Source organism: Planctomycetota bacterium (genome assembly GCA_016125255.1).
Classification (GTDB): Bacteria; Planctomycetota; Phycisphaerae; order Phycisphaerales; family Zrk34; genus RI-421.
In genome coordinates this window covers 97,921-119,056 of record WGMD01000012.1, presented here as the reverse complement: position 1 = coordinate 119,056, position 21,136 = coordinate 97,921, and the positions used below count along the sequence as shown (strand labels likewise).

General features: G+C 63.1%; 15 protein-coding genes and 2 pseudogenes. 3 read left to right on the top strand and 14 right to left on the bottom strand.

What is annotated here, in order from left to right; all coding sequences use genetic code 11:
- Nucleotides 1-10: 10 nt before the first annotated feature.
- The 13 genes and pseudogenes from GC162_11475 to GC162_11415 all read right to left on the bottom strand — a co-directional run bounded on the left by GC162_11475 (nucleotide 11) and on the right by GC162_11415 (nucleotide 17,685).
- Nucleotides 11-1,144, bottom strand: coding sequence for a hypothetical protein (locus GC162_11475; protein MBI1369257.1), 1,134 nt, complete (start codon nucleotides 1,142-1,144; stop codon nucleotides 11-13).
- Between the two features lie 34 nt (nucleotides 1,145-1,178).
- Nucleotides 1,179-2,405, bottom strand: a complete 1,227-nt coding sequence (locus GC162_11470; protein ID MBI1369256.1) for a c-type cytochrome — start codon at nucleotides 2,403-2,405, stop codon at nucleotides 1,179-1,181.
- A 51-nt stretch (nucleotides 2,406-2,456) separates the two neighbouring features.
- A pseudogene (locus tag GC162_11465) lies at nucleotides 2,457-6,518 on the bottom strand (DUF1080 domain-containing protein).
- 90 nt (nucleotides 6,519-6,608) lie between these two features.
- The gene (locus GC162_11460) at nucleotides 6,609-8,201 is read right to left on the bottom strand and encodes a DUF1080 domain-containing protein (protein ID MBI1369255.1); all 1,593 of its coding nucleotides are present in this window, start codon (nucleotides 8,199-8,201) and stop codon (nucleotides 6,609-6,611) included.
- A 27-nt stretch (nucleotides 8,202-8,228) separates the two neighbouring features.
- A complete protein-coding gene (locus GC162_11455) occupies nucleotides 8,229-8,942 on the bottom strand; it encodes a prepilin-type N-terminal cleavage/methylation domain-containing protein (GenBank protein MBI1369254.1) in 714 nt (237 codons plus the stop codon).
- 84 nt (nucleotides 8,943-9,026) lie between these two features.
- A complete protein-coding gene (locus GC162_11450; protein ID MBI1369253.1) occupies nucleotides 9,027-10,532 on the bottom strand; it encodes a hypothetical protein in 1,506 nt (501 codons plus the stop codon).
- A 58-nt stretch (nucleotides 10,533-10,590) separates the two neighbouring features.
- A complete protein-coding gene (locus tag GC162_11445) occupies nucleotides 10,591-12,093 on the bottom strand; it encodes a hypothetical protein (GenBank protein MBI1369252.1) in 1,503 nt (500 codons plus the stop codon).
- Nucleotides 12,093-12,641, bottom strand: a complete 549-nt coding sequence (locus GC162_11440; protein MBI1369251.1) for a sigma-70 family RNA polymerase sigma factor — start codon at nucleotides 12,639-12,641, stop codon at nucleotides 12,093-12,095. The genes GC162_11445 and GC162_11440 overlap by 1 nt, the downstream gene beginning before the upstream one ends.
- 160 nt (nucleotides 12,642-12,801) lie before the next feature.
- Nucleotides 12,802-13,971 carry a gfo/Idh/MocA family oxidoreductase gene (locus GC162_11435; GenBank protein MBI1369250.1) on the bottom strand — a complete coding sequence of 390 codons (1,170 nt, stop codon included), beginning with the start codon at nucleotides 13,969-13,971 and terminating at the stop codon, nucleotides 12,802-12,804.
- Nucleotides 13,972-14,025: 54 nt separating this feature from the next.
- Nucleotides 14,026-15,015 (bottom strand): annotated as a pseudogene (locus GC162_11430) (TIM barrel protein).
- Nucleotides 15,016-15,126: 111 nt separating this feature from the next.
- The gene (locus tag GC162_11425; protein ID MBI1369249.1) at nucleotides 15,127-15,510 is read right to left on the bottom strand and encodes a four helix bundle protein; all 384 of its coding nucleotides are present in this window, start codon (nucleotides 15,508-15,510) and stop codon (nucleotides 15,127-15,129) included.
- Between the two features lie 37 nt (nucleotides 15,511-15,547).
- Nucleotides 15,548-16,189: a hypothetical protein gene (locus GC162_11420; protein MBI1369248.1), complete on the bottom strand. Its 642-nt coding sequence runs from the start codon at nucleotides 16,187-16,189 to the stop codon at nucleotides 15,548-15,550.
- 233 nt (nucleotides 16,190-16,422) lie between these two features.
- Nucleotides 16,423-17,685: a hypothetical protein gene (locus GC162_11415; protein MBI1369247.1), complete on the bottom strand. Its 1,263-nt coding sequence runs from the start codon at nucleotides 17,683-17,685 to the stop codon at nucleotides 16,423-16,425.
- A gap of 222 nt (nucleotides 17,686-17,907) precedes the next feature.
- Here GC162_11415 and GC162_11410 point away from each other — a divergent pair, with 222 nt between their 5' ends.
- From GC162_11410 to GC162_11400, 3 genes are all read left to right on the top strand, one after another.
- On the top strand, nucleotides 17,908-18,642 hold the full coding sequence (locus GC162_11410) for a PEP-CTERM sorting domain-containing protein (GenBank protein ID MBI1369246.1): 735 nt from the start codon (nucleotides 17,908-17,910) through the stop codon (nucleotides 18,640-18,642).
- A gap of 100 nt (nucleotides 18,643-18,742) precedes the next feature.
- Entirely contained in the window at nucleotides 18,743-20,317 is a 1,575-nt protein-coding gene (locus tag GC162_11405) for a cellulase family glycosylhydrolase (GenBank protein MBI1369245.1), read from the top strand.
- 159 nt (nucleotides 20,318-20,476) lie between these two features.
- Nucleotides 20,477-20,707, top strand: a complete 231-nt coding sequence (locus tag GC162_11400; GenBank protein ID MBI1369244.1) for a DUF433 domain-containing protein — start codon at nucleotides 20,477-20,479, stop codon at nucleotides 20,705-20,707.
- Here the strand turns inward: GC162_11400 and GC162_11395 are convergent.
- Entirely contained in the window at nucleotides 20,653-21,108 is a 456-nt protein-coding gene (locus GC162_11395; GenBank protein ID MBI1369243.1) for a hypothetical protein, read from the bottom strand. The genes GC162_11400 and GC162_11395 overlap by 55 nt on opposite strands.
- Between the last annotated feature and the right edge of the window lie 28 nt (nucleotides 21,109-21,136).

Below are 21,136 nucleotides of genomic sequence, written 5' to 3'. Positions count from 1 at the left end.
ATTGAACGCATCATTGACTCGCCGACTCCACATCGCGCGGCTGGAACGGCCCGATTTCCAAGACATTGTCGCGAATGATCGCAATTGTCTTCCCATCGTGTGAAACGGCCGCAGCCCTTATGCCCGAATTGCTGCTTCGCCAGACGCGTTGCCAGGTGCGACAATCAAAAACTTCCATCATTTCAGCGGAGGCGAAAGTTCGCCCAGCGCATTTGAGTCGAACAACAAGATAGTCCCGGCCGCTGAAGTAAATATCCGAAGTTTGCCAGATGAATGGAGCCATGTCGCTATTCAGTTCCACACTTGCCGTGCGACCGGTCAGATCGACGGTGCGGACACGTGCGGTTTGCAGATCGCCAGCGGCAACACGCCCGCTCGCATCATCGTGAGCAATTCGCCATGCGCGAAATGGCACTTCTTCGCGGAGTCCGAATCGCTTCCGATATGCCTCAATGCCTTTATTTGTGTCGAACTTGAAGTAGGGCCATTCGTGCAGTATTTCGCCGGTCGATGGCGAAAGCGATCGCACACTGGTTGATTCAAACACGAGAACGGATTCCACGAGCCCATCGCCATGCTCCACTTCTAATTTTTCCACGTCATCCGACTCAACCCGCCAGCGCATCGCCGAAGCGTCATCCGGCGACGTCATCTCAATCCATTCGCTGCTGGAATCTTCACGGCGCGCTCGAGTGACAATTCCCGATCGCGCGTCAATTCGCCAGACATTGTCGCCCGAAAGATCGTGGAACATTGAGTTGGTGACGATGTACGAAAACAGCGGCGCATATGCGGGCATCAGTTGATGGGATGCGTTCAGCGCCTCAGGCACAAAACGCCCGTGCAAGTCAAACACATCAAAGCTTGGATTGTCGGATGTCGGAATGGCGGCGAAACCGTCTGAACTTCGTCGAGGCGTAAATCGACGCACGCCGACAAATCCATCATCCGTCGAGAATTCGATCGCTTCGATCGTCTGGTACTCATTGTTGTAATGGAATACGCCCACAGGACGAACACTGGCCGTCTCGACCTTCTGATATACATTCGATAGCGGACCCAGGTGCATGCTGACCAATCCCACCAGTACCGAGATCACGGTGGCGAATAGCGCAATTGCAATCAAATGCCGCCGCATGGGCATGCCCCATGATATCGTTAATCCGCGCCGTTGCGGCTCACTTGGCTTTTTTGAGCGTCGTCAGGTATTCGACCAACCCGACGAGTTCATCCTGCGTCATCGCGGCTTGGAGGCCCGGGGGCATGAAGGAGGTGGGGAGCATTTGCCGGCTGGCGATGTTGGCCTTGGGGTAAGTCTGCATGATGCCGCCGGGGAGGCGGAGGGTGAGGTTGTCTTCGGTTTCGGAGGCGATGAGGCCGATGGCCTGCGTGCCGTCCTTGAAGGTGATCGTGAACCCCTCAAACCCGAAGCTGATGCCGGCGGAGGGGTCGAGGATGGCGGAGTACAGGCCTTCTTTGGGCAGCTTGTCGCCGATTTCGGTGAGGTTGGGACCAAAGTCGATGCCCTTGTCGGCGACTTTGTGACAGGCGACGCAGATGCGTTCGAACACCATTTTGCCCTTGGCGACGTCGCCGGTGAGTTTGACCAGTTCGCTCACCGGCGGCAGCGGCGTCGCGCTGGCGCTGGTCGGCATCGTGATGAGCTTGCCGGCTTCGTCGCGCACGGCGGGGTCAGCGGAGGCGGAGAGCACCTGACCGGCCGAAAGGTTCAGATCGGCGGGCAGCTTCTTGTCCTTGACCGCTTCGAGGAGCGCCAGTTCGCCGTTGCGCGACAGGCCGATCGCCTGCACGGCGGCGCTGCGCACGGCCTGCGGATGCTTCATGTCGCACGCCATCGCCATCAGCGCCTCCACCGCCGCCTTCTCCCCGGTCAGCCCCATCGCCGTCCGCGCCGCGTCGGCGCGCTTGGCATCGTCCCCGGCGGCGATGTCGATGAGGCGCTGCCCCTGACCGAAGTCGATGACGAGTTTCGCGGCTTTGACGCCGATCGTCTCGCGCGGCTTCTCGACGGCGAGATCGGCGAGATCGGCGAGATCGGCGGCTTCGCCGTCCACATGAAAGCGCTCGATCAGATCGACGTATTCCTGCGACCCGTGGTTGCGCTTCAGATAGCGCGAGAGCGCCGCCTGGGCTTTTTCGGATTTGGTGATGTCGAAGTTGTCGATCTTCTGAATCGTCTCGACAATCAGGGCATCCTTGGCCGCCTGATCGGCGTCATCATCGGCGATGACGGGGGCGACATGCGCCATGAGCGAAGCGACAACGAGCAAGAGCATCATCGGACGATAACCAGTGAATGCGAACATGATTGCTCCAGTCATGGATGACGTATCGCGCCGGGGCTGTGGCCCAGCCGCCCTCGGCTGGGCGATGCAGCGCATCATTTGCACGGCCGAGGGCGACCGTGCCACAGTTTACTTTGCGATCATCACCTGTCAGAGCCCCAGAATGCTCTGAAGCGCCTTGTCCTTGGCAGCGCCCTTGTGGAAGTCGAAGCTGCGCATGTACCGCGGCTTCTCGGCTTCGGGCGTCTTGGGGTCGGTCACGATCTTCGCCAGATAGTCGCAGGCGGCGTCGGCCCGGCTGCGCCAGATGATGTCGCGGCCGGCGGGCGTGTTCCACTTGTCACCGACCTTGGCGAGCCAGGCGGCGAAGCGGCTCTCGGCATGAAGATCGCTCCCGATGCCCAGCGCCTCCAGATACCAGCGGTCCTTGCCATCGTGCTGCATCGCAAGCTCGGCCCAAAGTTCGTCGGCCTGCGACGAACCGCTGAAGCGCAGCTCGATCGCCGCATCGCGACGCACCTGCGGCGAGGAATCATGCACCACCTTCGCCACCGCCGCATCGAGATTCACGCCCGTCTCGCGCGCCAGCCGCAGGCCTTCGATGCGGATGTTCGCATCGCCGTCCGCCAGCGCCGCATCGACATACTGCTGCGCCTTGCCGTCGATCTTGCCCAAAAGCCAAAGCGCCCGCGCCCGGTAGCGCGGATTGTCCGACTTCCAGAGCTTCGTCAGCGCCGGCTCCGCCTTGTCGCCCATCGCGTGCAGCGCCTGCCATGCGATCGCGCGCGTCGCGTAGTTGGGGCTCTTAAGCGCTTCGATCGCGCCGTCGGCGGTGGAGAAATCCTGCGGCGGAATCTTGTACGCCGCGGCGCTCGTCGGGGCGATGCGGAAGATGCGCCCGCTGGGGATGTCGCGCGCCTGATGTCCGCCGACGCCCGGGTCGTACCAGTCGGCGACGATCAGCGACCCGTCCGGCGCAACCTGCACATCGCTCGGCCGGAACCACTTGTCGCGCTCGCCGGTGACGATATTCTCGATCGTCGCCTTGTAGCCCGCGCCGTCGTTCTCAACGGGGTACGCCCGCACGACATTCGGCCCGGCGTCGCAGTGAATGACCTGATTATGGAACACCGCCGGGAGCAGATTGCCTTCGTACACCGTGATCCCCGTCGGCTAGCCGGCGCCGGTCTGCAAGAGATTCCGCACGACGCCCGGGTCGTTCTGATGCCAGTGCCGCAGCGGAATCTCTTCTTCCATGTTCGTCCGCTTCGTCTGCCATGACGCGCCGGTCATCTCGTCCTTGTACCCGTAGTTGCCGTACTGCATGACATAGTTGATGCGCACGCCGCGGTTGCCGTCGTCGTCGTTGTCCGACTGCCAGAGCGTGCCGAACGAATCGACCGTGACCATCCAGTTGTTGCGAAAGTCCCAGCCGAGCGTTTCGACATGCGACCCGTCCAGGTCGCAGCGGAAGACCATGCCTTCGCGATACGGCTTGCCGTCGCGCGAAACAACATTGCCCGCCAGATCGACGACCGGCTTGCCGTCCTTGTCTTTGAGCTGGTGGCCTTCATTGCCGAAGTTGAAATAGAGCTTGCCATCGGGGCCGAAGAGGAACGTGTGAATCCCGTGATCGTGCTGCGTTCCGGAAATGCCTGAAAACAGCACGATTTTGTCATCCGGCACGTCGTCGCCGTTGTTGTCGATGAGTTCGAACACTTTGTCGGCGCAGGAGACGATGACGCGATTGGTCTTGCCGTCCGGCGAGCCGATGACGCAAACGCCGTGCGGCGACATCATCTCGGGGTCCTGGTAAAAGACCTTGCACGTGTCGGCCTTACCGTCGCCGTTGGTGTCTTCGAGGATCAGGATGCGGTCGCCTTCGGGGCGCTCGCCCTTGTGATGACGATAGTTGACGACTTCGCAGACCCAGATGCGCCCGCGGGAGTCGATGTCGATGTTCGACGGGCTTGCGAGCATCGGCTCGGCGGCAAAAAGCTGCGCCTGCAAACCGTCGCGCACGCTCAGCGCGTTCAGTTCGTTCTGCGGGTCGTGCGTGATCGCCGCCGCGGCCGGGAGTTTCGCGTCCTTCGAGTTCGACACGGCGAAGATCACGGTCGAGCCGCATCCCTGCTTCGTCCCGCCGTCGTCGAGCGCCGCCGTCGCCTTGAAGCGGACGTAACCGGCGGGCAGGTCGTAGGCGATGATCGAACCGGCGTGCGTGCCGATGCCGTACGGAACGCTCTTGCCGTCGACCGACATCGGCCGGCCTTCGACGTTCGCATCGACATGCGCTTCGGCGTGGCCCGTCGTCGCGCTCTTCCATTTGAGCGTCGTCAGCTTCGTCTCGCTGCCGTCGGCCTTGACCAGCCGCGGCTCGGCCCAGTCGGCCCAGTCGCAGCCGATCCCGTCCCCTGCGTCCGTCGCATACAGGTATAGCTCCTTCGCGCCCGTGATGTCCACGTCCACGTTCACCGCATGGCCCGGCGTCGCCGCCGTCACGACCGGGCTCACGAACAGCGGCTTGTCATTGCCGCTCGTCTGCGTGCTCGTCGCCGTCTCAGAAGTCGCCGACACCTTGTTTCCGCCGTTCCATTCTTCGATCTGCTTCTGAATCTTGTCCGAGTCCCAATGATCGGGCTGCTTCTCGTCGATGTTCTCTTCAAGGTCCTTGGCCGTGACCGGCGACGTCTTCACGCCGTCCTTGGGCACGTCCATCTTCGCCGTCCAGACAATCGCGTTGAGCACGAGCTTGCGCTGCTGATCGTTGCCCCAGTTCCAGTGAAAGTGTCCGCCGGTGAATCCGAATCCGCGGCCGTTGCCGTAGTCCTCGCCGCGCTGATAGGCCCAGGCCATGTGCTGCGGCTCGTGACGCTCGAGCACCGCCGCGCGCACTTCCGGATTACCCTCGTGCGGACCGTCCTTGCGCGTCAGCGACGACGCCGGCGGCAGGTCCGTGAGAATCGGCGTCACGCCCTCCATGCTCGGGCGGAAGCGCATGTGGTAGTACCATTCGTCGTTCGTCGAAAACGACGCGACGCCGCGCGTGATCGGGTGGTCCGGGAGCTGCTTGTAGTCCGCCCGCCAGTGCGGATTGACCGACCAGTTCACCGCGAAATACCCGCCGATCCACCGCAAAAACGCATCGCCCGGCTCGCCGTCGACCGTCTCCACGCCGTAGTGCAGGCACACGAGCCCGACGCCCTTTTTCATCAGCGCATCGAACTCGGGAAGATGCCCGTTGAGCAGATGACCCCCGCCGCCATCGCAATACACGACGACCGTATCCGCGCCTTCGAAGATCGACGGGTCCTTCGGATATCCGTACCCGTCGCTGACGACGACGTCGAGCGGCAGCCCGCTCTTGCGAAGCTGGTCGGCCAGCAGCAGGCAGCCGGCGCGGTGTTCATGCGATCCGTACCCGTGCGAGGGATTGCCCGGCACGAAGACGATCTTCTTCTTCTCGCCCGTCGCCCCGGCCGCGCCCGCGTCGCCCGGCGCGCCCAGCTTCTTGATCCGCATGTTGCGGAACTCGACTTTCATCGGCGTGCCGTGATGAAGCTGCAGCGCGAGCAGCCCCGTCGCGCGGCGCTGCTCCGTGTCCTCATCCGTGCACTCGGCCGTCTTCACGCCGTTGATCGTGTGCACGAAATGAAATCCCTCGGCGTGGATGACGTAGCTGTTCCAGTCTTCCTTCTTGATGTGGGTCTGAATTTCCTTCGAGTCGCCGATCTGCTCGACGACCTTGGGCTTGTGATTGGATTCGATGACGGTCTTCTGCCCGCGGTTGGCGAGAATGCCGCGGAACTGCTCGCCGTAGAGGATGCCCGAATACGTGTCGCCGGCCTCCATGTCCGCCTGGTATCCGCCGATGCGCCATTTGTTCTTGTCATCGGGAATGCGGAAGCTGCGGTACTGCACGCCCGAGTTGGCGAAGCCGGACTTCTTGTCCATCGGCGTGATGCGGTAATCGAAGCGCAGCTCGAAGTCGCCGACTTCCCCGGCGGTGTAGATCAGAAACGTGTTGGACCCGACGGGTTTTTCGAGCGTGGACTCGCCGACGATGCATCCGTCTTCGACGCGCCACAGGCGCGGGTCGCCGTCCCATCCGTCGAGGGTCTTGCCGTCGAAGATCGGCGTGAAGCCCGCTTCGTCATCCGCGTGTGCCGGCGGCGCGATCACCGCGCCGAGCAACGCCATAAGCACCCACATCCCTTGCATCATGGTTCGCGTCATCGAGTAGTCTCCGTTAGAGAATGCGTCGCCGGATTATACCTCAACGCCGGCGGCGATGTTCCTATTTCATTGCACGCCGGCGGGCAGCGTCACGTGGATCATGTTCTTCTTACTGTCCAAATCCTTGTTAAGTTCTTCCTCCGTCACCGGCTCGGATTTGACGCCGCCTTCGGGGATCGGCGCCTTGGCGACCCACAGCATGGCGTTGAGCACGACGTTGCGCTGGGTGTCGATGGCCCAGTTGTTGTGGAAATGTCCGCCGGTGAATCCCACGCCGCGCCCGCCGTCGGGCCGCTCGATCGCCCACATCAGAATCTCCGACCGGCCCGACGCGTCGACGATGTGCTTCTTGGGCCCGCGCGGCGAAGCGGTCGAGCCGCTCCGCGCTTCGTCGTCCGGCACCGCCTCAAGAATCGGCGTCACCGTCTTCGCATCATCATCGCGCCAGCGCATGTTGAAGTACCACTCGTCATGCACCTTCGCGGGCACAATCCCCGTGCCGATCGGGTGCTGCGTGTTGATCTTCAATACCGCGTCCCAGTGCGGATTGATCGAGTAGCCGTTCTCGTAAAAACCGCCGATCCATTTTTTGAATGCGTCGCGCTCGACCGGCCCGTCGACCTGCACCGCGTAGTGCATGCACATGATGCCCACGCCCTTGTCCGCGAGCTTGTCCAGTTCCTCGACATGCCCGACGACCGGATGCCCCCGCCCGCCGTCGGCGTAGATCACCACGGCGTCGGCATTGTCGAACGCCGTCGGATCCTTGGGCCACCCGTTGTCGTGATACTGCGACACCGCCACCGTCGGAATCTTTTCGAGCCGGCGCGCCAGCAGCTTGATCCCCGCATTGAACTCGTGCTCGCCGGACGGATGGCTCGGATGCCCCGCGATGAGCACCAGCTTCTTGCGCCCATCCGTCAGCGGCAGACGCTTAAGTTGAATGTCGCGGTACGCCACGGTCATCGCCGGCCCGCTGTGAAGCTGAAGCGCGAGAATGCCCGTCAGGTCGCGCTCGGCGGTTTGATTGTCGATCACCTCGGCGGTGATTTTGCCGTTGATGGAGAGCGTGATGTGATTGCCGCGGGCTTCGATGCGGTAGTCGTTCCAGTCATCGACCTTGATCGCCGCCATGAGCTGATCCGCATCGCCGACCTGCTGCGTGTCCTTCTTGCCGTCCTCGCCGACGATCGTCTTCTGCCCGCGCGTCGCCAGCACACCGCGCCCTTCCTCGTCATACAGCCCGCCGACCCATTTGCCCGCCTTGTCGATGTCGGCCTGATACCCGACCGCGTGACCGTCGGCCCAGAGGCCCGAGCGAATCTGCACACCTCCGTTGGCCGAGTCGGCGCCGGTGATTTTGAATTGGAGGGTCAGGATGAAATCGTCGAGCGTGCCCTGCTGCCAGACGAGGAACTGATTTTTCCTGCAGGGATGTTCTTCGCTGCTCTTGCCCACGATCGCCCCGTCTTCGACGCTCCAGTAGCTCATATCCGGCGCGGACCAGCCGTCGAGCGTCTTGCCGTTGAAGATGGGTTTGAATCCGTCGTCTGCGAAGGTGGTCGAACAACTTAGCACGATCAGCAGAGCGACGATTCGTTGGGGCATCGCGTTGTCTCCGTGGGGAAGGCGGGGTGAAGGGACATTGTAAGCCCGCATGGAGACGTTGGAAACCCTCACAGGCGATCAGCGGAAATTGATGGGCGTACCGATTTCGTAGGTGTCCTCCACCGGGTGCGCGCTGACGTGGCCATCGAAGAATACGGCGTTGCCCGTCCCGTTGTAGAGGTCGGAGCCGTTGTGGTAGGTGCCCAGCGCTTCGACGAAAGGCAGGGTGCTGATTTTGGGATCGAACGTCGGCGCGAAGAGCGCATCGTCGATGGCGACCATCGACACGGAGGCGATCCACGGACTTTCCTCGGTGAAAAGGAACAGCCGCGCCGGCGTGCGGACATCGGCGATGCGTCGGATGCTCGGACAGCCGGCCCATCCCTGGGGACTGACCTGCCCGGGCAGAATGGTGTAGATGTTCATCGCATAGCTGAACGCCGGGGTGACGCCCGCGGGGCAGACCTCGGTGAACTTGGGACACAGGTACAGCTTGTCCTTCTGCCCGACGTATTTGTAGAGCGTGCCCTGCCGGACCGACGCGGGGGTCTTCCACGAATCGAACCACGCGATCGAGTTGTCGACCCATTCGCGCGGCGAAGGCAATTGGCTCTGGTAGTCGACCGAGTAAAGCACGGTGGCGAGGTTCAACTGATTGAGATGCGTCGAGCAGACGACCGACTTGGACACGTCGCGCGCCTTCTGAAGCGACGGCAGCAGAATCGCGATCAGCACGGCGATGATGGCCACCACGACGAGCAGTTCGATGATCGTAAAGGCCTGTCGTCGCATGGCGGGATTCCTTGTGATGCAAAATCGAATCAAAGGCGGACGGACGGCTCTCGCCGCCCGAACGCTCGGGTCAGACAAGCCCTCTCATTTGCGACGGCGGTGCAGACCGCTCAGCGCCATCAGCGCCAGTCCGGCCGGCAGGGCCGCGGGCGCGGGGACGGCGATGGTGACGCTGTTGAAGGTGGCACCCCAGCGGATTTCGTCCCACGCGGCGGAATTCTCGTCGTAGTCCGACAGCGCCAATCGATCCCATGTGAGGTTCAGTCCGCCGATCGTGACGCCGCCGGTCGGATCGCCGGCGCCGAGCGTCGGGTCCAGCCAGACCGTCACGCTGTCCATGCCCGCCGTCGCGCTGAGGGCGAATCGGACGACGAACAGGTGAACGGCGGTATTGGAGGCGACGCCGAGACTGGTGTAGGCATTATCGACGCCGAATCCGTATTGCAGACCGCCGCCCGCCCCGCTGACGAGGCCGGCGTCGAAGTTCCGGTTGGCGTCGGGCGTGGTGCTACCGTCATACAGCGCCAGCGTCTGGTAGGTCGTCCCGCCGTTGGTGTTCTGATTGCCGCTCTGGAAGAGGAAGCTCAGGTAGCGCACACTGGTGGTCGCATCAGTGGCGGTATGCGCCGCGTCGAAGAGCCGGAAGACGCGGCCGGAGTTGGAGACGTCGATATTGCCGGGGGTGTTGCTGAACGGAACCGCGACCTTGTCGCCGGTCTCGGGCAGGTAAAGCGGATCGGTGTAGTCGAGCGAACCGGCCACCACAGGCGGGCGCTGCGTGCCGAAGTCGTTGCCCGCCCATGCACCGCTGTAACCGCTGACGGTCGGGTTCTGGCCGGCCAGCGAACCGGCGCTGTATCCGCCGGCGATGCTGAACGGCTCGTAGCTGGCGGGGGCGCTCGAGCTTGACACGGCCGTCAGGTTGGCATGAAAGGCGCGGTCGCCGGTCAGGGCGGTGTAGTTGGAGTTGATCGCGCCGTTGGCGCTGCCGCGGTAGGCGTTGCCGCCGGCGTACCCGTCGGCGCTGGTGCCGCTGGTCTCGAAGAACGGCGCGCCGGTTTCGGGCGCAACCTCAAAATAGTAGGTCGTGTTGGGCGCGAGCGTGGTCAGCCCCGTTGAGGCGACGTTGAAAGTCAGATAGTTGCCCGTGCCGCTGGTGCCCGCTCCCACGATGGCCGAACCGGAGTAAGTCGCGGCATTGGTCGTGAACAGCGCGCTTTTGGTCGAGCCCGTGAGTTTGCCGATCTGAAGCTCGAATGTATCGCCGTTCTGGATGTCGTAGAAGGTGCCATTGGCTTCGAAAACGTTCCACAGGACGTGACGGAGGGTGACGGCGTCGAGGGTGTAGCCCAGCGGGTTGGAGCCGGTGGTGAACGTCTGCCCCATCGCGGGACGATCGTTGGCGATGTAGGTTGATCCGTCGTTGGCGCCGGAGTTGCCGTTGGCGGTGTTGCCGTCGCCGTCGATGTTGAACGCGTCGTCGATGTTGCCGGGCAGGTAGGCCTGATCGGCCCCGTCGACCGTCGGCGCGGTCAGACTCGCCGTCACCGTGACCGCACCGTGCGATTGGACCGCTGGGGCCAGTAACATCAGAACAGCGAAGATTGCACATTGATTGACGGACAGTTTGCGGATGCGGTTCATTTCGTCATTCCTTTTCGGTTGAATCAGTGGTTTTGGAACTGGACCACGTCATTTCCTGAATTCCCACGCGCACCGTGAATCGCTTGAGTCGGACCGTGAAACCGGAGTCGGGGCCGGGGTCGGTATGATTGACGAACACGCCCGCCACGATCGGCGCATTGGCCGCGACGTTCGCGATCGCATTCGAATTGACCTTGAGCGCCGCCCCGCCCACGTGCGCCGTCCACACCCCCGCCGTCCGCTCCAGCGATACGACGAGTTCGCCATCAGCGTTGATCGCGATCCGATCTTCGGGCACGTCCGCCAGATCGACATCGCCGCCGTCGACGGTCGCGACGCTGAACGCCCGGCGTCGATCCCAGTGAAGCACGCCGGTCCGGATGACTGCGTTCGTCGAAGTGCCGACGAACAGACCGTAACCGTCAAAGTCGCGCGTCGCCTTCGGCAACTGATCAAAAACGGCTTCGATATGCACGTTCGCGTCGCCCGCCTCTTCGCCGAGTCGGCGCAGGTCGATGCCCGGGTATTGCCCCTCGTCCAGATTCGTCGCGCCGCGCAGATCGCTCATCGTCGAGTGCATCAGCAGGCCGCGCGGACCCATCGTCAGATGCGGGTCGACCTGACCCAGACGGGCGCCCGAGCCGGGGAGTCGAACATCAAAGGGCGTCGCCGCGCCCTCGTCCGTGACGATCGGCCGGGGGGCGGATTGTCGTATCGCGCCGTCGGCATCGATCCGCCATAACTCACCGGGCGTGAGCACCTGCTCCGGCGCCCGCCTCCTATTCACCGCGACGCGCCCTTCAATCACGCGCATCAGCGTCGGCCCGCCGTCGCGTCCGACGATGACTTCAAAACGTGTGCCCAGATCCACAATTTGTACGCCGCTTGGCAGATCAATCGTAAACCCGTGGGCGGCGGCGGGCACGTAGGCCTCAAGGATGCCCTCCGTCAGTTGACCACGATTGGGGCCGATCATCTCAAAACGGCATGGCCCGCTCAGATCGACGACCGCCGTCGAACTAAACATCATCTGCGCCCGGCCGGAAATCAGCGATATCTCCCCCGGCGGCAGTTCCGCGCCCAGCGCGTAGGTCGCATTGGCGAACTGCGCGTCGCCGGACAGGTCGGAGATCATCGCGACGGAGGAGGGATCGGAGTGTGAATCGGGGAGTGTGGATTGCGGAGTGGAAGGCAGGAAGGCGAAGTAGAGGCCGACGGCGAGGAGGATCGCGGCGGCGGCGGCGATAATGGGCTTGAGCGGGAAGCGGTACGTTGTCGAAGGGTCGTCGACATCGTCGCTCGGTTCATCGGTCAGGATCGCGGCGGGCACGTCGTCGTGCCAGCCCAGTTCGTGATGCACGGCAAGGTAATCGAGATAGAAGTGCCGGGCTTCGGGCGTGCAGAGCTTGTTGGACAGGGCGAGCACCATGTCGGGCGTCGCCCGGCCGTCGGCGATGGCGTCGATGAGCGGGATCAGGTCGGCGAACTGTTCGAGGCGGGGTTCCATTACGCGCGGCCCTCGGTGCGGATGGAGCGCTCGATGCATTCAAAGAGCGCGCGGCGGATGCGCGAGAGGGCGTGATACAGCGAACCGGCCGGACGCTGAATCTCCCGGGCGACGCGCTCGACGGTCGTCTGGGCGTCGTAGCAGCGATGGATCAGGTCGCGGTCGGTGTCGCGCAGCTTGGCGAGACAGCCGGACAGCGCGGCCCGGCGCTGATCGGAGATTTGCTCACAGCGCTCGTGATCCTCGGCCAGGTGCGCGACCAGTTCGTCATTGAAGAGCAGGCGCGGATCACGGAAGGACCGGCGGGCCTTGTGAATCTGATTGAGCGCCACGCCGCGCGACCAGGCCCCGAAGTCGCGCGTCCGGTCGAACGAGGCGAAGTCCCGCCAGAGCACCACGCTCGTCTCGGCGAAGACTTCCTCGGCGACGGTGCGATTGGGCGTCAGGGAGGCGATGAACTGATGGAGCCGGCGGTGTTGCTCGGCGAACAGACGCATGAAAAGCTCATGGTCGTCGGCGGCGTGCGGCAATTGAGGGGCGTCACTCATTCGAATCGGGCCTCCATAGAAAGATGGCGCGCCGCGGGGGAATCCTGAATGACATTTTCCGAAATCGGCGCAAAAAAACACCCCGCGCGGGGCGGGGTGCTTCTTAATCGAGAAGGCGGGGGGACTTAAGTCCCCCCGCCTCGGAAGATGCACAAACGCATTACCCTTCCCATTTGACGCCGGTCTTCTCCCATTTGCCGGTCTTGGCGCTCTTGAGCACGGCGTCGCAGACCTTCTGCGTTTCGAGGGCGTCGGCGAACGTCGGATGGCACGGCTTGCCCTCGTCCAGACTCTTCATGAAGTCGGCGACCTGGTGCACGAACGTGTGCTCGTAGCCGATCTGAAGACCGGGGACCCACCAGTTCTTGTGATAGGGCTGATCGCCATCGCTGACGTGCACATTGCGCCAGCCGCGCACGATGCCCTCGTCGGCGTAGTCGAAGTACTGGAGGCGATGCTGATCGTGCAGGTCCCATGCGATCGAGGCGTTGGCGCCGTTGATCTCCAGCGTGTCCTTGGCCTTGTGCCCGCGGGCGTAGCGCGTCGATTCGAAGACGCCCAGCGACCCGTTGGCGAAGCGGCACATGAAGATGCACGCATCGTCGATGGTGACCTTCTGCACCTTGCCGGTCAGTTGATGCGTGCGTTCCTTGATGAAGGTTTCGGTGATGGCGGAGACTTCGCTGATGCCGCCGTTGAGCCACATCGCCGAGTCGATGCAGTGGGCGAGCAGGTCGCCGGTCACGCCGGACCCGGCGGCTTTCGCATCGAGCCGCCACAGCGCCGCGCCGCCCTGCGGGAGGTCGGCGTTGATGGTCCAGTCCTGCAAAAACTGGGCGCGGTAGTGGAAGACCTTGCCGAGCCGGCCCTCGTCGATGAGCTGCTTGGCGAGCGTCACCGCCGGCACGCGGCGATAGTTGTACCAGACGGTGTTGGGCACCTTCGCCTTCTTCACCGCCTCGACCATCTTCTTGCCCTGCTCGGTATTCATCGCCAGCGGCTTCTCGCACAGAATCATCTTCCCCGCCTTCGCCGCCGCGATGGCGATCTCGGCGTGCGAGTCGTTGGGCGTGCAGATATCGACCGCATCAATGTCGCTGCGCTCGATGATCTTCTTCCAGTCGGTCTCGTAGCTGGCGTAGCCCCACTGCTCGGCGAAGGCCTTGACCTTGTCCTCGCTGCGGGCGCAGACGGCTTGCAGCACCGGCACATGCTTGGTGTTGAAGAACGTAATCGCCTTGCGGTATCCGTTGGAATGCGTGCGGCCCATGAAGCCCGTGCCGATGAGCCCGATGCGGACCGGCTTGCGGTCGCCGACGCTGATGCACATGGTGTTGTGGGCCGCGCTGCACGAAGCGGCGGGCTGGCCCTTGACCGGGCCTTTGGACCAGCCGTGCGCGTTGCGCACTTCGATCATCTTCGCGAGGATCGTGTTCCATGTCTTGGGCGTCTCGAGCATCTTGTTGGGGAACATGCACCCGTCCCAACAGATGTGCTGCACGCCGCGATGGGCGGCGCCTTTGAGCCAGTAACCCGAGCAGGCGACGATGTCGACCTTGCCGTTCTTGTCGTCGGCGGGGCAGTGCTTGCCGGTCTTGTCATGCGACCCCGTGCCGTGGACTTCGCCGTCGTTCTGCGCGACGTGGAAGTCGATCGTCCAAGGCCGCAGCGCCTCGGTCATCGTCTTGTACGCCGCCCAGAATTCGTCCTTGCTGTAACCCGGCTTGAGCAGCGCATCCTGCTCCGCGTTGTAGCCGAGCAGGTAGAGGTAGGTGTGAGCGAGGTCGGCCTGGAACCCGACGGTTTCGGGCATGCCGACGCCTTCGAGCGTGCGCAGCATCTGTTTCCATGAATGCATGCCCGCCCAGCAGATTTCCCCTTCGGCCGCGAGACGTTCGCCGGCATCCGCCGCGATCTTGCCCGCTTCCTTGAACGTCTTGATGATCTTGGCCGTGCCCCCCTTGGGGTCCTTGTCCCATGCCGCCGCGGGCGTCGCCGAGTCGATGCGGATGACACCGTACTTCCGCACGCCGTGCTCGTTGAAGATCTTGGCGATGCGGCACGCCTTCTTCACCGCCAGCACGAACTTCTTGCGATCCTCCTCCGAGCCCATCGCCGACGCTCCCACCGTGCCCGGCCAGACCGGCGCGACCAGCGACCCGACATTGAGGTTGTACGAAGCGATCTTGTCCGCCATCTTGCGAAGATCATCCTCGCTCGCGTCCGGGTCGGTGTGCGGATGAAACAGAAACAGGTCGACGCCCTCGAACTTCTGCCCGTTGACCTCGGCCGCGGCGGTCAATTCGAGCATGCGATCGAGCGAAATCGGCGGATGATCCGTCCCCGGCTCCTTGCCGACAAGACCGGGCCACATGGCGTTGTGCAGTTTCGGGTAGTTGTGTTGTCCGCTCATATTTGAATGCTCCGTTTGGATGAATGACCAATGACCAAATCCCAATGACCAAGGGAATGACGAAAGGCAGAATCACTCGTCGATTTTTGTCTTACGATAAATTGCGGCGAAGATCAGATGCAGCTCGTTGGCTTCCTTCCAGAGTTTGCGAGCGTCGTCGCGCTGATCCGGCGAAGCCGCCGCCATCATTCGCAACCAGCGTTTGGTTTCACGTGCCTCCTTTTTACTGACTCCGATCCGATATCGAAAGTCCTTCTTCGTCGTCGCCTCGTCCGCCTCGTCGTCATTGGCTCCGATGCTCGTCGCCGACCGCACCAGTTGTCCGATCAGCGGCGTCGTGATCGCATCGCGTCGAACCTTTCGCAAATACTCGATAACCGCCTCGCCGAACACCGCCGTCCGCTCCGCCAGATCAAACCGCGGCTCCCCCGAACTGTCCGCCCCGCCTTCAGACATTGATTCATTACCTTGGTCATTGGTGCTTGGTCATTGGTCATTTGCCTTCAACCGATTTCATCTTCTCGCTGAGCACCTTCACATCCTCCTGATACTTTCCCCAGTCGAGTTTCCAGCCGTCGGACTCGCGGACGAGCTCGACGATGGCGGGGGCGGGGTTGATGTTGTGTTCGCGCATCAACTGAGCGCGTTTGCGGATGTCGGCCCAGGCCGGGGAATCGGCGGCGAAGAGCCGGTTGACGATGCCCTCCGCCGTTGGCGCGGGCTTGCCGTTTTTGATCGACAGCATGGCCAGGCGCACATACGTATTGTTCGCCTCGGTGGCCATGAGCCATTCCTCCAGATGCGCCGCGTCAAACCGCAGCAGCACCTTCGCCCGCCCCCCCTGCACGACCACCGCGCCGGGGTCCACATGAATCAGCGCATCCTGCTTGGCCCCGACGAAGTCCGCCATCTTCGCCGACTCGGGCAGATCGTTAAGCTGGCGGAGCAGCTTCTTCATGTCCTCGGTGTACCGATCGAGAAACGCCTTGCGCGACGTCGCATCAATGGCATCGGCGAACTCGAGCCCGCGCCCGCCATACAAGCTCTTGAGCCCGCGCGACAGCGCCGTCGCCGCCGAGACTTGGTCCGCATCGACGCCGGGTTCGTCGGCCGCGCGCAGCGGCGAAATCATCATGAGCATCAACACAACCGCCGCCCATGCCAGTCGAGCGCCCGCCGCCAACTCCCTCCCCCTTGAGGGGGAGGGTAGGGTGGGGGTGAATCGTATACGCCCCATGCCGCGCCCGCTTCGATGCTGATGCACATTCGACTGATGCGCCTCACCCTCCCCCAACCCCTCCCTCAAAGGGAGGGGGGAAGAAGCCGCGCCCATCCATGCGATCATCATCCAGCGTCGATGCATATCGCTCACTTGCCTTTCCTGTAGTCCCCGATCGCCGGTGCCTGCGGGTTCACCTCCGGGCCGAAGTAACGCAGCATGACCAGCGGCTCCGTCTTGGACGTATTCTCATATGTCACACCCGCCTTCGCCGCGCTTTCGGTGACGAAGAATTCGTCTTCCGTCAGGTCATGGAACCCGATCAGCTTGGGGCAGTTGAGCACGAGGTTGTTCGCCTTGCCTTCGCCCTGCACGACGATGACGCTCGTCGCGCCTTTGTCCTTGATCGTGACCTTTTGGCCGGGCATGACGGTCAGCTCTTTGGCCGAGAAATACTGCACTTTCTTGATGCGCCCGTACACGATCCACTTGTCGACGTGCGCCTCGTCCTGCGTATCCGCGATCGGCTCAAGGTAGTGATTGTCCTTGAAGTTCGGATCGCAGTTGCCTTCCCAGTCAAGCTGATCGACGATGAAGTCGATGTCCTTGTGCTTGCTCTTGGGCATGTCCTTCACCAAGAGCGCCCACGGCACGCTCCGCCCCTCGACAAGATTCTGATACATCCCGAACACGTCGCTGCCCCACTGCGGCTCGTACGTGCACAGACTTCCGGGGGCGTGCAGAATGCACGGCGGAATCAGCCAGCCCGTCCCCGGCTGCAAGCGATACGCCCGGCTCAGATTCAGAATCCCGTTGTCCCCCTTGTTCCAATTCGCGATGCAGTCGCGCACCTGCTTGCGCGTCGTGCCGGGCTCGAGCCCCATGAACGTGTACGGAAAATTGTTGCCCACATTGTTGTGCTGCGGCGGAAAGTAATACGACTCGGGCTTGCCCTCTTGTTTGACGAGCTTCGCCTGCGCCGCGTTCTGGTGCATGTGATGCGGGATCGGCCCCATGTTGTCGAAGAACTTCGAATACACCGGCCACTTCTTGTACTGCTTCCAGATCTTCTCGCCGATGATCGCGCTGCCCATCTCCGACACCACATCGCGCAGCGTGCACCGCTGACCTTCATGCACGACATAGCTCAATCCCTCATCGGGCGTGCGATTGTCGTTCGCCGCTTCGGTCGTGGACCCGAACCAGCGCTCGTCGATCCCGCCGCGGTCCAGACCGAACGCGTACGTGTCCTTCGGATCGAGCTTGAGCCGCAGGCCCGGTTGCAAAAACGAGCGGGGCACCCAGCACGGGGCCAGCCGCAGCAGTCCGCCGCTCGACTCCAGCGCCGCGGCGGCGAGTTTGGACACATTGCTCTTGACGGTCTTGAGTTGCTTGACGGAAGGCACAGCCATTGGGGAATACCTCGATGAGTTTACTTTGCACCGAACGGGGCCCCATTTTGTACCCGCCCCCCGCCCCCGATGCAACGCATTGACCGCACATCCCGCCACGCCGACGCTGAGCGGCGATTCGCCGCGATGCGTCTGGTACCCCGCCCCCCAATCCGCGATTTCCCTTGCATTCCGCGCCATCTCCCATGTAAAATCGCCTCACCTACACAGAGGGTGATTCGGATGATCAAGACTTTCACATTCGCGTGCGCCATCATTGCCTCCGTCCTCGCGGTTTCCCCCGCTCAGGCCGTCCTCTTCAATCTCAAGACCGACTGGTCCGAGTCGGCCAATCCCAACGGCCCCTGGTCCCTCAATGAAGGCGCCAACGCCCTGCCGCATGTCGATGCATGGCAGAAGATGATCGGCGGATGGGCCACCGATCAGCCCGGCTGGGCGCGCTCCGAAGATGGCTCCGATCGCTTGCCCTTCTGGTTCCAGTCCAACGGCAATGAAACCTTCGGACACGACTGGGTCACCGGCGACATCGTCGTCCATGCCACCGACCCCGCCAACGGCGCCGGCAACGGACTGGCCAACGTCACCTGGACCGCCCCCTCCGCCGGCCTCATCGACATCCTCGGCGGCGTCTACCTCGGCCGCGACATCGACCGCAGCGTCGATTGGCGCCTCCGTCTCAACGGGACCCTCCTGACCGGCGGATCGCTCTTCAGCGGCGACCTCTTCGACAGCGGCGAACCCTTCGAATTCTCCGCCGGCTCCGGCGGCGCCAATGCCGTCCTCGCCCTCGCCGTCTCCGCCGGTGACGTCGTCACGCTCGAATTCGAACGCACCAGCGTCTCCGGCGACTTCGTCGTCGTCGACCTGGGCGTCGAACTGACCGCCGTCCCCGAGCCCGCCACCTTCTCCCTCATGACCCTCGCCCTCGCCGCCTTCCGCCCCACCCGCCGCCGCTGAACCACAATCGCCCCCGTTTAGCGGCGGGGCACCGCCCCGCGTTTTTCCGGCGCTGCCCCCGCGCTTGTCCATCGTGTGCCTGCGCCCTACATTCCCATAGATGAAACTCCCCCCGCTCACCCTCGCCGTGCTGCTCCTGCTCTCCGCCTGCGCCAAACAAACCCCGCCCCCCACCTCCGCCGCGCCGGCAACACCTCAGCCCGACCCGACGCAAACCCCCGCCCCCGTCACCGTCCCAACCCCCGACCTCGCCACCCACATCGGCGTCAACCTCGCCGGCGGCGAGTTCGGCAAAATGCCCGGCCGATTCAACTACGACTACACCTACCCCAAAGCCGAAGACTTCGACTACTTTCACGACAAGCACCTCGACCTCATCCGACTCCCCTTCAAATGGGAGCGCGTGCAGCCCAAGCTCATGGGCCCCCTCGATGAGGCCGAACTCAAACGTCTCGACGCCGTCGTCGCCCTCGCGCGCGAGCGCGGCATGCACCTGCTCCTCGATGCCCACAACTACGCCCGCTACAACGGCAAAGTCATCGGCACTCCCGACGTCCCCAACGACGCCTTCGCCGACTTCTGGCGCAAGCTCGCCGATCACTACAAATCCGAGCCCGCCGTCTTCGGTTACAGCATCATGAACGAACCGCACGGGACCAACGGCCTCTGGCCTGCCGCCGCGCAAGCCGCCGTCGATGCCATCCGCACCGTTGACATGAACCACACCATCGCCGTCTGCGGCGAGGGCTACGCCGGTGCTCACTGGTGGCCGAAGGTCAACCCCAACCTCGACATTCACGACCCCGCCGACAACTTCGTCTACGAAGCTCATCAATACTTCGACAAAGATAACTCCGGCACCTACCGCGGGCACTATGACGACAAATCCGTGAGCCCCGACACCGGCGTCCAGCGTCTGCAACCGTTCATCCAATGGCTCGACGAACATCACGCCCGCGGGTTCATCGGCGAGTTCGGCGTCCCCGACAACGACCCCCGCTGGCTCGTCGTCCTCGACCGCTTCATCGCCGAAATGAAAGCCCACAACCTCGGCGGAACCTACTGGGCCGCCGGCCCGTGGTTCGGGTCATACCCCGTCTCCGTTCAGCCCCGCGATGGCAAAGACCGCCCGCAGATGCAGGTCCTCGACTGGTACGCCGGCGACCGCCAGCGCCCCGCCGACGTCGCCATCGACGTGTCGCACCTCCCCCCCGCGCCGACTCCGGGGGCCTACCTCTTCTCCGATCACCCCGAGTCCTACCACTACAACAACCCCGAATCGAAATACAAAAGCGCTCCCGTCGATGATGCCACGCTCGGCTACCCCGTCCGCCAGATCACCTACGAACACAAAGGCAACCCCGCCTACATCGGCATCGGCCTCTACTTCGGCTCCCTGAACGTCAAAGACTTCGCCGCCTTCGCCCTCCACGCCAAAGCCGACCACCCCGTCAAACTCACCGTCAAAATCTACACCACCGACAAATCCAAATACGAAGGCACGATCGAAGTCGCCGCCGACTGGCAAACCCACTTCCTCGCCTTCGACGACCTCCGCAAAGCGGGCGCAAAATTCGACCCCGCCAAGCCCATCGAAAAAATCGAACTCCAACCCGCCAACAACCCCGCCGCCAACACCCTCTACCTCGCCTCCCTCAAACCCGTCCAACGCTGACCCCCGCCCCCCGTTTAGCGACGCCGCTTCTTGCCGTGAGCCCGTCGAACGGGCGGCGTGCTTCCCAAAGCGTGGTATCCGCGTGACAAGTCCATCCCGCGAAAAGCCCCGCAAACGCCGATACAATACGACAGTCCCGATCCCGCGCGGAGCTGCGACATGGAACTCGACCGCATCACATCCGACCCGAAAATGATGAACGGCCAGCCCTGCATCCGAGGCATGCGCCTGACCGTCCGGCGCGTCCTTGAAGCGCTCGCCGTCTACCCCGATCGCGCCGAGCTCCGCAAGGAGTATCCCGAACTCGAAGACGAAGACATTCGCCAGGCCCTCGCCTATGCCGCCGCCACGCTCGAAGATCGCATCATCGAGTTGAGACCCGCTTCGTGAGATTCCTTCTCGATCAGGGTGTTGCCCGCTCGATCGTTCAACTGCTCATCGACGCCGGTCACGAAGCCGAGCATGTTGGTGCGCTGGGGATGGCTCGCGCGGATGATCAGCGGATCATGGTCGAAGCGATCCAGCGAGCCGCCGTGATCGTGACCTACGACGGCGATTTCCATCGTCTTCTTTACGAGAGCGGCGCTGCGCATCCTTCCGTGATCCGCATCCGAATCCCTGAACTCAACCGCGACCAGGCCGCCGCGCACATCCTGGGCGTCGCGAATCAGGCCGCCGACGAACTCGCCCGCGGCGCGGTCGTCTCCATCACCGAACGCAATGTCCGCCTCCGTGCCCTGCCGCTCATAAGCGGCCTGACCACGCCTTGAAAGTCGCGCATGGCAGGTCATCAACCTGCTCTTTATATCATGGACCTGA